The 11,437-nt window shown below is 60.1% G+C and carries 14 protein-coding genes and 1 pseudogene; 3 read left to right on the forward strand and 12 right to left on the reverse strand.

The features are described from left to right. Positions 1–88: 88 nt before the first annotated feature. The 3 genes from QZ638_RS18580 to QZ638_RS18590 all read right to left on the reverse strand — a co-directional run bounded on the left by QZ638_RS18580 (position 89) and on the right by QZ638_RS18590 (position 2,096). Complete coding sequence (locus QZ638_RS18580; RefSeq protein WP_295813395.1) at positions 89–1,144, reverse strand: C45 family peptidase; 1,056 nt, start codon at positions 1,142–1,144, stop codon at positions 89–91. A gap of 161 nt (positions 1,145–1,305) precedes the next feature. Continuing rightward, entirely contained in the window at positions 1,306–1,563 is a 258-nt protein-coding gene (locus QZ638_RS18585) for a DUF1150 family protein (RefSeq protein ID WP_295813396.1), read from the reverse strand. A 107-nt stretch (positions 1,564–1,670) separates the two neighbouring features. Beyond that, on the reverse strand, positions 1,671–2,096 hold the full coding sequence (locus QZ638_RS18590) for an Hsp20 family protein (RefSeq protein ID WP_295813397.1): 426 nt from the start codon (positions 2,094–2,096) through the stop codon (positions 1,671–1,673). Between the two features lie 113 nt (positions 2,097–2,209). Here QZ638_RS18590 and QZ638_RS18595 point away from each other — a divergent pair, with 113 nt between their 5' ends. Further along, a complete protein-coding gene (locus tag QZ638_RS18595) occupies positions 2,210–3,151 on the forward strand; it encodes a nucleoside hydrolase (protein WP_295813398.1) in 942 nt (313 codons plus the stop codon). Between the two features lie 110 nt (positions 3,152–3,261). Here QZ638_RS18595 and QZ638_RS18600 read toward each other — a convergent pair whose 3' ends face one another. From QZ638_RS18600 to QZ638_RS18615, 4 genes are all read right to left on the reverse strand, one after another. After that, complete coding sequence (locus QZ638_RS18600; RefSeq protein ID WP_295813399.1) at positions 3,262–3,882, reverse strand: LysE family translocator; 621 nt, start codon at positions 3,880–3,882, stop codon at positions 3,262–3,264. Positions 3,883–3,951: 69 nt separating this feature from the next. Beyond that, complete coding sequence (locus tag QZ638_RS18605; protein ID WP_295813400.1) at positions 3,952–4,848, reverse strand: ribokinase; 897 nt, start codon at positions 4,846–4,848, stop codon at positions 3,952–3,954. Between the two features lie 100 nt (positions 4,849–4,948). Further along, positions 4,949–5,833 carry a bifunctional helix-turn-helix domain-containing protein/methylated-DNA--[protein]-cysteine S-methyltransferase gene (locus QZ638_RS18610; RefSeq protein ID WP_295813401.1) on the reverse strand — a complete coding sequence of 295 codons (885 nt, stop codon included), beginning with the start codon at positions 5,831–5,833 and terminating at the stop codon, positions 4,949–4,951. Between the two features lie 109 nt (positions 5,834–5,942). After that, entirely contained in the window at positions 5,943–6,428 is a 486-nt protein-coding gene (locus tag QZ638_RS18615) for a DUF2244 domain-containing protein (RefSeq protein ID WP_295813402.1), read from the reverse strand. A 21-nt stretch (positions 6,429–6,449) separates the two neighbouring features. Here QZ638_RS18615 and nth point away from each other — a divergent pair, with 21 nt between their 5' ends. Beyond that, entirely contained in the window at positions 6,450–7,184 is a 735-nt protein-coding gene (nth, locus tag QZ638_RS18620) for an endonuclease III (RefSeq protein WP_295813403.1), read from the forward strand. Positions 7,185–7,205: 21 nt separating this feature from the next. Here the strand turns inward: nth and QZ638_RS18625 are convergent, their stop codons facing one another. Next, positions 7,206–7,937 (reverse strand): sulfate transporter family protein, encoded by a 732-nt coding sequence (locus QZ638_RS18625; RefSeq protein ID WP_295813404.1) that lies wholly within the window; start codon positions 7,935–7,937, stop codon positions 7,206–7,208. 167 nt (positions 7,938–8,104) lie between these two features. On the opposite strand from QZ638_RS18625, the gene QZ638_RS18630 reads away from it, so the two are divergent. Beyond that, a complete protein-coding gene (locus QZ638_RS18630) occupies positions 8,105–9,097 on the forward strand; it encodes an adenosine kinase (RefSeq protein ID WP_295813405.1) in 993 nt (330 codons plus the stop codon). Between the two features lie 55 nt (positions 9,098–9,152). Here the strand turns inward: QZ638_RS18630 and QZ638_RS18635 are convergent, their stop codons facing one another. From QZ638_RS18635 to hrcA, 4 genes and pseudogenes are all read right to left on the reverse strand, one after another. Next, positions 9,153–9,782 carry a trimeric intracellular cation channel family protein gene (locus tag QZ638_RS18635; RefSeq protein WP_295813406.1) on the reverse strand — a complete coding sequence of 210 codons (630 nt, stop codon included), beginning with the start codon at positions 9,780–9,782 and terminating at the stop codon, positions 9,153–9,155. A 94-nt stretch (positions 9,783–9,876) separates the two neighbouring features. After that, positions 9,877–10,536 carry a nucleotide exchange factor GrpE gene (gene grpE, locus QZ638_RS18640; protein ID WP_295813407.1) on the reverse strand — a complete coding sequence of 220 codons (660 nt, stop codon included), beginning with the start codon at positions 10,534–10,536 and terminating at the stop codon, positions 9,877–9,879. An 84-nt stretch (positions 10,537–10,620) separates the two neighbouring features. After that, positions 10,621–10,911, reverse strand: a complete 291-nt coding sequence (locus tag QZ638_RS18645) for an antibiotic biosynthesis monooxygenase family protein (protein WP_295813408.1) — start codon at positions 10,909–10,911, stop codon at positions 10,621–10,623. 20 nt (positions 10,912–10,931) lie between these two features. Beyond that, positions 10,932–11,437, reverse strand: a pseudogene (hrcA, locus tag QZ638_RS18650) (heat-inducible transcriptional repressor HrcA); the annotation flags it as partial.

The raw sequence follows: 11,437 nt of genomic DNA on the forward strand, positions 1-11,437 counted from the left end.
CCGCCATTCACAGTTTCCTTTCACAGACGCCGGCCTCCAACGCCGCCTGATCGTTCAGCGTTTCGAAGACAGTTGCAAAGCGGCGCTCTCACACTGGGAGCGCCGCTTCCTTTTCAATGACCGCAACATCGTAAAACGGCGCATCCGGATCGTTGCCCCGGCGGATATGCATGCGTCGTTCGGCGAGGTCCATTGCGATCGTGCATACCGTGCCTTTGCGGCCGAGAAACCCGTCGCTGTCTCTGTAAGGTGCGAGAATTGCGTGTTCCGGATGTTTCCGATCGGATAAAACCCGTTTGAGCTGCACAAGTCCTACTGTCGTACCGGATGCCGTCAGGGCACGAATACGGTCGAGCCGGGCTGTGGAATTCTCCAGAAGCTCAGCATCCACCGGCGCGGAACATGTCAGATAGTGATTGGTGTGGGTTGTCGCCGCCCCGCCCGTCTCCATTCGCCGCGCCGCATCGCCTTCATACTCGATGTTGATGCTATATCCGTTCGCACCAGCCACAAGAAGATTGAGTGACCGCCCGACACCCGCCCTTGCCAAAGTTTCCTCAACCTCCGTCCAGGATCCCGCGTCAAGGAGCGCACGCAGAAGAATATGCGAGGGCACGCCCTCCGTTGACTTGGGTGTCGGCAGAAAGTTGAGGCACACACAGAAGCCTGCGTCGTTAAGACCGACCTTCGCCAGGATACCTGGCTCGGTCAGTGTCAAAAACCGACGGCCGCGCTCATCCTCGGACCGGATGAGGACAGTCAGCTCCTCCAATTTTTCCGACCAGTCCCAATTCTGCCCTGCAAAGGGCGTTCCAGTGTAATGAACAACGGTGCATTCGGAAGCCGGAAGAGCCGAAAGAAGCTCGCTTCGGGCATTGAGAGCACATATCCACAATGGATCGACGTCCGCTCCCTCCGCAATCCCGTCGATTTCGGCAACATATTGAGGGTCGAAAGCGCCAATGACATCACGGAAACGAGCGGCCGCCGAGAGGATTTCCTCATCGGGCCGCGCAAAATACTCCCGGTAGAGGGAAAGTGTACGACCGATCCGTTCGCCGAAAGCGGCCCCTATCTGCCGGCCACGTTCCTCCGGCCTGCCCCATACATCGATAAGTGGAAACGTGGTTTTTCTGGCCGGCATGGCCTCCCCTCCAGTCATGGCTTTGCAGAATGCATTACCCATTCCCTGGAAGTTGGGCCTCGCTGTCAAGATCCGGAAGCAGTCCGATCTATCGCGACAGCCGTTCGATGCGCCGAATTTTCACGGAGCCGCTCTCGCGGCCCTTCGTGAACGGGTCGGCCTCAATGCAGGCTGACGGTCTCCAGATCGTTCTGCATCGCGCCAGCGAGCGCGGCATCGCGCGCATCGGCCAGCAGGATTGGCTGCCCATCGGCACCGAAAAGCGCCCATAAGCGTGTGCCCGGCTTCAGGTCAGGCATACCGGGAAACTTGCCCTGCAAATCCTCAGCGTCCATTTCGCGCATGTAAGCCACCGCGCCTTCGCCGATATGGGCGAGCTGCTGCTGGGTGATCCCGAATTTATGTTCATGTTCGGTCATATAAGCCTCCTTGACGCAGGCGTTTCCTTTAGAAACCAACCCGCTGAAGAGCCCAAGGTTCCGGCCGGGTCAGCCCGACCGGGTTCCTCCCGGATGAGACCAGTAAGTCAGTCTTTCACGGAAATGTTTATTTTTTGTACCAATCGTTCCGGCTCGGGCCGGTCCAGATCGATAGACAGAAGACCGTTCTTGAGTTCGGCGTTCAAAACCCGCATGCCCTCCGCCAAGACGAACATACGCTGGAACTGCCGCGCAGCAATGCCGCGATGCAAGTATTCACGTTCGCCCTCGTCTGACTGGCGTCCACGAATGACGAGCTGGTTTTCTTCCGTGGTCACATCCAGATCATCGGCGCCAAAACCCGCTACGGCCAGCGTGATGCGGAGTGTCATCCCCTGCCCGTTCTCGGCGCGTACGCGCTCGATATTATACGGTGGATAACCGTCGCCCGATTTCGCAATGCGCTCGAGCGTTTTCTCCATACTGTCGAACCCGAGCAGAAGCGGATTCGAAAAAGGCGTCATACGCGTCATGTTTTACAGTCCTCAAAGAGCGACGTGGATAGAGAAAAACCCTGTTGGCATTTTTCTCTTCCTCATTGATATGGTCGCTCAAAACAGGCGTTTCAAGCATTTGGAGCAACCGTATGACGGCAGCGCGCAAGATTATTATCGACACGGATCCCGGCCAGGACGATGCGCTGGCCATATTGCTGGCGCTGGGAAGCCCCGAACTCGATGTGTTGGGCATTACCACCGTTGCCGGCAACGTGCCTCTGGCGCTTACGGAGAAGAATGCACGCAAGATCTGTGAATTGGCTGGCAAGTCCGACATCAGGGTGTTCGCTGGCGCAATACGCCCGCTTGTCCGTACTCTGGTGACAGCCGAGCACGTTCACGGCCGCACCGGGCTCGACGGTCCGGACCTGGCCGAACCGGAAATGCCCCTGCAGAAAGAACATGCCGTCGATTTCATCGTCGACACGCTAATGGCCCATGGCGAGAACGAGGTCACTTTATGCCCGCTCGGCCCGCTCACCAACATTGCGCTGGCGCTGAACCGCGAGCCGAGGATTGCCCCGCGCATCCGCCAGATCGTCCTGATGGGCGGTGGCTTCTTCGAGGGCGGGAATGTGACGCCCACAGCCGAATTCAACATCTATGTCGATCCGCACGCCGCCGATGTGGTGCTGCGCGCGGGCGTGCCATTGGTTATGATGCCCCTCGACGTGACGCACAAGGCGCTCACCACCCGGGCCCGCATCGCGTCTATTCGCGACCTGGGCACAAAGGTCGGCAATGCTTGCGCGGAACTTCTGGAATTCTTCGAGCGCTTCGACGAGGAGAAATACGGCACCGACGGCGGCCCGCTGCACGACCCCTGCGTCATTGCGTATCTTCTCAAGCCCGAACTCTTCAAGGGCCGCGCCTGCAACGTGACGGTCGAGACCGGTTCCGAGCTCACCATGGGTATGACGGTAATCGACTGGTGGCATGTAACCGAGCGGCCAAAAAACGCACTGGTTATGCGTGACATCGACGATGACGGCTTCTTCGAGCTCTTAACGGAGCGACTGGCTCGGCTTTAGCGCCAGATTTTCCACTCCGTTCCGTCACGTTTCACGGATAGGCCAACCGCTTGCGGTTCGGCTATCCGCATTTATGCCAATACGGTGATGCCAACTGGACGCAGAACGCCTTATCGCGCCCGCGACAAGGCGATCCAGAGCCCGCTACCGACCAGAAACCCGCCACCGATACGAGCGATTTGGCGCACGCGTTTCGGCGTGAGGCGCTGGCCAATATTGCCCGAGGCGACCGCATAGCCGCCGTCCGATACGGCAGAGAACAAAAGCGCGGTGCCGCCCATGGCGGCAATCTGGGCTGCATGATTGGCCGCCGGATCGATGAATTGCGGCAACAGCGCGCCAAAAAACAGAAGCTGCTTCGGATTGCCCATCGAAACCAGAAACCCCTGCATAAAGAAACTCCGGCGCGGGGTCACCGGCTGCACAACCTGCCGTTCTGCAGTTCCGCTGCTGGCGCGGATCATTTTCCAGCCCAGCCAGCACAGATAGGCGGCGCCGATCAGTTTGATCCATTCGAACCAATGGCCGGCCATCTCGATCAGAGAGGTCAGGCCGATGCCGGCAATGGCGATCATAATCGACAAGGAAACGAGCGTCCCGGCCACGTTCATCAACCCCGCACGCACGCCATGGCGCATACCGTTGGCGACGATCAGCATGTTCGTGGGTCCGGGCACCACTGTCGCCACCAGACAGACGATGACGTAGGCCAAATAGGTTTCAAGGGACATGAGCGTTCTCCTCCGCCACGCAAAGATGCATACAAGCGCGCGTCCGGCAAGCCTCTCGAGGCTCGAGAACTAGCTTATTGCCGCCAGCACATCCTTCGCGTACGGAATGGCCGGTTGTGCTCCCGGCTTCAAACAAGCGAGCGCACCGGCCACCGTTGCCTGATGCAATGCCGATTCAAGCTTCAACCCCTCGGCAAGCCCCGCTGCCAGATAACCGCAAAACGTATCGCCGGCGCCGACCGTGTCGACGGGTGTGATCTCCATCGCCCCACAGGTAATGAAACGGTCAGGTGTGGCGGCCCAGGCCCCTTCGCCCCCCCACGTTACAATGATCGTATGGCCGGTTTTGGCCGCGAACGCCTCCATGCGCGCGCGACGGTGCCGGCCTTTCAACCCGAGCGCATCGGCATAGAGATCGAACTCCGTCTCGTTGGCGACGACATAGTCCACCTTGGTGAGAAGCGACGCCGCCTCCCGCCGGTAAGGGGCGGTGTTGAGGATGGAAATCGCCTCGGCCTTGCGTGCCGCTTCGATGGCGGCTTCCACCGTCTCCATGGGGATTTCCAGTTGCAGGAGTACATGATTGCCTGCGGCAAGTGCCGCCTGCGCCACGTGCCCGGGCAGCATTTCGCCATTCGCTCCCGGCACCACGGCAATCGTGTTTTCTCCCTCGCGGTCGACCAGGATGTGTGCCGTGCCGGTCGCGCTCTTTGCCTCGTGGACAGCGCCGAGGTCTATGCCCGCGGCTTTCAGAAGTGCCAACGCCTCGACGGCGAATGGATCGTTGCCCACCGCCCCGACAATGCGGGTGCGCGCGCCGGCGCGTTGCGCCGCCAACGCCTGGTTTGCCCCTTTGCCGCCTGGCGCGGTCACAAAGGTGTCGCCCGGCACCGTCTCTCCGGGTTTGGGCAATCGGTGCACGGTGGCGATCAGATCGAGGTTGATGGAACCGATGATGACGATCAAGACAGTCTCCCACGCAAATCTGCGCGGGAAACTAGAATATTTTTCAAAGGGATGGAATCGCCCGTCAGAACTCGACGCCGTGACCAGGCGGTGAGACGAGCTAGTTTGCTTGAGAGAGTTGCCCGGCTTCCCAGCCAAGTATCGCGCGCTTGCGCGTGAGTCCCCAATGATACCCCGTCAACGCTCCGGATTTGCCGACCGCCCGGTGACACGGCACCACGAAGGAAACCGGGTTCGCTCCGACCGCGGCCCCGACCGCACGCGAAGCCGTCGGTTTGCCGATAGTCTCGGCAATATCTGAGTAAGCGCGCGCCGTTCCCATGGGTATTCTCAAGAGCGCATCCCATACACGCACTTGAAAATCCGTACCGATCAGCACCACACGCAACGGTTCTTCGGCACGCCAGCGGGCCGGGTCGAACACACGCGCGGCATAGGGGGCGGTGGCGGCCATATCCTCTTCGTAATTCGCATTCGGCCAACGCGAAGCCATATCCTCAAAGGCGGCACGCTCGTCCCCAGGATCGCAGAAGGCGAGGCCCGCCAGCCCGCGATCGGTAACCATGATCAGCGCCTGACCGAAAGGCGAGAGGTGGAACCCGTAGCGCATGATGAGTCCGGCTCCACGCGACTTGTACTCGCCCGGCGAGATCGCTTCATGCGTTACGAACAGATCGTGCAGCCGACCGGGACCCGACATACCAAGTTCAAATGCGGTGTCGAGCAACGGCATGCCGGAATCGAGAAGCCGCCGCGCATGATCGAGCGTCACCGCCTGCAGGAAGGCCTTGGGCGAGAGCCCGGCCCAGCGGGTGAAAAGCTTCTGCAGGCCGGTTGGTGTATCGCCCACTTCCTGTGCGATCTCCTCGAGCGAGGGCTGATCGCGATAATCAAGACTGATCTTTTCGACCACCCGGCGCACGACCTCGTAGTCGCTGCCCTCCGGGGTCACATCTTGCTGCAACAAGGCTGTCTGCATATTCATGACATTCACTCCTGGCACAGATCCTGTCACGACCGCGCCATCTCGCATTTGCATTCGAGCATGATCATGTCGTGTTTCGGCCCGTTCAACCACCCGTTTCCTGCCGAGTTCACCGTCTCCTGGCGGTTGCCAGCGCCTGTCCGAATGCGGTCGCGAAACTCTCCCGATCATCCGGGTTCAGAAAGCTGCCGAGCGCCACGCGCTCATCGCGCATCTCCACTGCCATGTCGGTGATGCCGATCTCATCGTGCCGATCAATGCGAAAGCGGGCCCAGAACGGATTGAAATGATGCTCCTCGGCCCTGCCTGATGGTGGGATCTTCCGGATATCGAGGCTGGTGCGCGACAACCGCACCTCCTCGCGCACGCGGGCAGCGCGATAATTCAGCCGGAAGGCCACGTAGATTGCCAGAAGATCGAGCCCGAAAAAACCGAAGACGGGCCAAGCGCCAATACGCAGGAAAAGCGCGCCGACGGTCAGCCAGATAAGGAGCAGGATACCCATCAGGGTCATAAAACCGCGCGGGCTGAGCGAGCGATACGGCGTCAGCAACGCCTGGAAGACGGGAGCGTCTGTGGTGTTTGTTTCGGCCATGATCCCGATTATAGAAGGCGCATGGAAAAGCCCAAGAAGAAAATTACCGCGCCACGAAAAGTCGGCCGTTCCAGAAAACGCAGAACGGCTTACTCGACAGAGGAAATCCATGAGATTTTTCGGCGGTTCTCCGTGCAACGCCCAGAGCCGAAAGGCGAGCTGGAACACGTTAATGCGTTTACGCTACTGGTCGCGGTGGTGCTGTCAGCGCAGGCCACGGATGCGGGTGTGAACAAGGCGACGCGCGATCTCTTCAAGATTGCCGACACACCGGAGAAAATGCTGGCGCTCGGCGAAGAGGCGGTGGGGAAGTATATCCGCACAATCGGACTGTGGCGCAACAAGGCGAAGAACGTTATCGCGCTCAGCGATGCGCTGATCCGCGACCACAAATCCCAGGTACCCGACAATCGCGATGCGCTCGTCACCCTACCCGGTGTCGGCCGCAAGACGGCCAATGTTGTGCTCAACATGTCTTTCGGCCAGCCGACAATGGCCGTCGACACGCATATCCTGCGCATCGGCAATCGCATTGGGCTTGCTCCCGGCAATACGCCGGAACAGGTGGAGGATACGCTGGTGAAGATTATACCGGCCGAATTCATGCGCCACGCCCATCACTGGCTGATCCTGCACGGGCGCTATGTCTGCAAAGCACGCAAACCAGACTGCATGGCCTGTGTCATCGCCGACATATGCAAATCGGCGGAGAAGACGAATGAGATCCCCGCCCCGTTGATGGAGCTCGCTCCGTAGACCTGAAGCCGGTGTCCGATATTATCCGCGCTGTTCCATGTGGTCCGCCGGCGCTGCCTCTTCAATCGAAATCATCTTGTGCAGATGCACCATCATCGCGGCCGCGAAGAGCGGTGTCAGAAGATTGAGAATGGGCACAGCCAGGAAGCCTGCTATTACCAGCCCGGCCAGGAAGATCGTGCCCGCGTAACGGCGACGCAGGGCCTTCGCATCCGGTTCGCTGCGAAAGCGCAGTGCCGCGAACTCGAAAAATTCTCGCCCAAGCAGATAGCCGTTCACCAGGAAGAAAGCGAGAATGTTGATGCCGGGCACCAACAGCAGAAAAAGCGCAACGATGTTGCCCAGAATGACCACACCGAAAAACTTGATTGACGTGGCGATGGCGGCGCCGAGTGGGAGCGCCTTGCCGGGCGGGTCTTGCGGGTAATCTTCCTTTTCGACCACGTCCGCCACGTCATCGAGAAAAAGACCGGCAATGACCGCCGTCACCGGTGCGATAAGGAGCGAAAGTCCGGCCGCAAGCCCCAGTCCCGCGGCGATCAAAGCAACGAAACTCATCCAGCCGAGCCAAGAAGGCAGGTCCGGAAAAATCGCGTCGAACCACGGCAACGCTGCATACTCGAACACTTCCTTGGCCCCCAGCCACATGCCCACCAGCACCAACAACGTCAGTCCGAGCGTCTTGAAGAAAACGCTGCGGAACTCGCTGGAGAAGAGGCGGGCGATGGCGGCGCGCGCCGCGTCGAAAATCATGCCGGCTCAAAGCCTTTCAGATTGCGTCTGCCGTTCCGAGATAGGCACACTTCCGGTTCGGTGCAAGGCGCTTGCATCGCGCCAATGGCTTGCAAATCGCGCCCAAACCGCTAAACCGCCCGTGTCCAAAAACAAAAACGCCTTCCTTGCATATCTGGAGATCCGAATTGAGCGAATATGACGTGCTGTGCATCGGCAACGCCATTGTCGACATTATCGCCCGCTGCGACGAAGCGTTTCTGGAAGACAACAACATCATCCGCGGCGCGATGAATCTGATCGACGTCGATCGCGCCACCCTGCTCTACGAGCGCATGGGCCAGGCCATCGAGGCTTCCGGCGGCAGCGCGGGCAACACAGCCGCGGGCATTGCCAGCCTCGGCGGAACGTCCGCCTTTTTCGGGAAAGTGTCGAACGATGCACTGGGCGAGATCTACGCCCACGACATCCGCGCACAAGGCGTCGCCTTCGACACCAAACCGCTTGATGGCGATCCGCCAACAGCCCGTTCCATGATTTTTGTCACGCCGGATGGCGAGCGTTCCATGAACACCTATCTTGGTGCGTGCGTGGAACTCGGTCCGGAGGATGTGGAAGAAGACAAGGCCAAAGGCTCGAAAGTCACCTATTTCGAAGGCTACCTTTGGGATCCACCGCGTGCCAAGGAAGCAATCCGCATGACGGCCGACGCGGCACATGCCGCCGGACGCGAAGTGGCGATGTCGCTTTCCGACCCGTTCTGTGTCGACCGCTATCGCGACGAGTTTCTCGAACTGATGCGTTCGGGCCGCGTCAATATTGTCTTCGCCAACGAGCACGAATTGCTCTCGCTCTACCAGACTTCGTCATTCGAAAGCGCACTGGAAGCGATCCGTAAGGACACCCGCCTGGCGATCGTCACCCGCTCTGAGAAGGGCTCGATTGTCATAACGGACCAGGAGACGATCCCCGTTGAGGCCATAGAAATCGATGAACTGGTAGATACCACGGGGGCCGGCGATCTTTATGCCGCCGGTTTTCTCTACGGCTACACCAACGGGCACAGCCTGCGCGATTGCGGACGTCTCGGCTCCTTCGCCGCAGGTCTCGTTATCCAGCAGATCGGTCCGCGCCCACAGAAGGACCTGCGCTACGAGGCACAGCAGGCCGGCCTGTTCTAGTTTCGGTTTCGAGCAGTTTCGGACAGAAAAACCGCTCCATGATCCCGCAGGATATCTAAAGTTCCTCAGGCGGGCGGCCGGGCCGTGACCGATAGCGTGGGATTGTCCAGCCGAATCGCAGTGCGCCACCGCGCACCAGAAATGCGGCAGCGACGGCGACGACAGCCGAAAGAGCGCCCTGCAGCCCCGCAAAATCACCGATGGTGAAGGCGGTGGCACCGACCAGCGCCGCGGAGACGTAAACCTCCGGTCGCAAGAGGACGGAAGGCTCCCCTGCCAGAACGTCGCGCAGCACGCCGCCGAAAGTGGCCGTCAACATGCCTGTCACGAGTGCCACAATGGCCGACCCCGACGCCTCAAGCCCCTTGGCAGCGCCCAGCACCGAATAGGCGGCAAGCCCGGCGGCATCGAGCCACAAAAGCAGCCGATAGCGGTATTCCACCAGCGGTGCCGCAAAGAAAAACAGCACCGCGACCACGGCGCAGACAATGATGTAGGTGTGGTTTTGGACCCAGAAGACCGGAACGCCCAACACGAGGTCGCGCAGTGTACCGCCGCCCGTGCCTGTTACACCCGCCAGAAAGGCAAAGCCGATAAGGTCGAGTTCCTTACGGGAGGCTGCAAGCGCGCCCGTGGCCGCGAATACGGCCACGCCAGCATAGTCGAGAAGCTGAATTACATCCATCGGGCCCTCCACGCTCTGCATAGCCGAAGGGCTTGGGAATAGAAAGCAACCAGTTTTGCCGCCGTCCGGCGACCGGCGCGTAAAACCGGCGTAACTAAGCGTCGCGCTCGGCCTGAGGGTTCGGTGGCCCCGGTTCGGCGGCGGCATTCTCACCGCTTTGCGCAGCACCCGCCTTGGGGCCGCCCTTGGCAACGCCGACCATGGCCGGTCGCAGCACACGCTCGCCGATCACATAGCCTTGCTGCACCACCTGAACAACAGTGTTTTCAGGGGTGGTCGGGTCCGGAACCTCAAACATCGCCTGATGAAAATGCGGGTCGAAGCGCTCGCCTTTCGGATCGATCTGCTTCACGCCGTGGCGCTCCAGGGTTGAAAGCATGGAGCGCTCGGTCATCTCGACACCTTCGACCAGGGAAGTGAGACCGCTATCGCCGGCAGCACGGGCGTCCGCCGGCACTGCTTCGAGCGCGCGGCGCAGATTGTCCGAAACCGTCAACATGTCACGGGCGAAACCGGCGATCGAATAGCTACGCGCCTCGGTTACGTCGCGCGCGGTCCGCTTGCGCAAGTTCTCCATCTCGGCCGCAAGGCGAAGCGCGCGTTCTTTCAGCTCCTCGTTTTCCTTGGCCAGCCGCACCAGGACGTCTTCTTCCGAAACCGCCGCATCGCCGGCGTTCTCCTCGAACGCTTTGACGTTCGGGTCCTCGGCCGCTTCGGTTCTGGTTTCTTCGTTGTCCTTAGCCTGATTGGTCATGTCAGTCCGTCTACGATTCTAGAATTGTTCGGATGTTGCGACCGATATCGATGTTCGTGCCGGCAAAATCAAGGGGTGGTTGCTTCAATGCCCGATGCCATGAACAGGCTCAGTGCGCACATTGCTGTCGAAACCGGCAATGATTGGCCGCGCCTCCGCGATCGCCGCCTGAACCGACGGCAAGGAAAGTGATGCCCTATGGCTGTCTTCGCTGTCCCAGACTTCCGTGATCCATATTGCATCGGCATCCTCTGGATCGCGTGCAATTACATAACTCAAGCATCCCGGAATTTCCTCGGTGCCTTTGGCGAGTATCTCCAGAAGCGCATCGCGCTTTCCTGGCTGCGCGCGCATTTTACCGATCAGGCCAAACATGGAATCCTCCAAGCGAAAAGCTATCTAAGCAGGCGGCCGACGATCTGGGCCGTGTAATCCACCATCGGCACGATACGGGCATAATTGAGCCGCGTCGGTCCGATCACGCCGAGCGCACCGATCACGCGCGATTCCTGATCGCGATAGGGCGCGACCACAAGCGAAGAGCCGGAGAGCGAGAAAAGCCTGTTCTCCGAACCGATGAAAATGCGCACGCCGGAACCCTCTTCGGCCATGTCGAGAAGCTGGATCAGGCCTTCCTTGGTTTCCAGATCTTCAAACAACCGGCGTAGAAGCTCCAGATCGGCCTCGGCCGTCAGGTTTTCCAGAAGGTTGGCGCGGCCGCGCACAATCAGCCGCGCCGGCTGGCCGCTCTCGGTGCCCGCCCACACGGCAAGGCCCTGCTCGACCAATTCTTGCGAAAGTGTGTCGAGAGCCGCACGCGTTTCTTCCTGCAGGCGTGAAAGCTCGGCGCGCGTTTCGGCAAGCGTGCGGCCGCGAATATGCGCGTTCAGAAAATTCGAAG

Source organism: uncultured Nitratireductor sp. (assembly GCF_913053745.1).
Taxonomy (GTDB): domain Bacteria; phylum Pseudomonadota; class Alphaproteobacteria; order Rhizobiales; family Rhizobiaceae; genus Nitratireductor.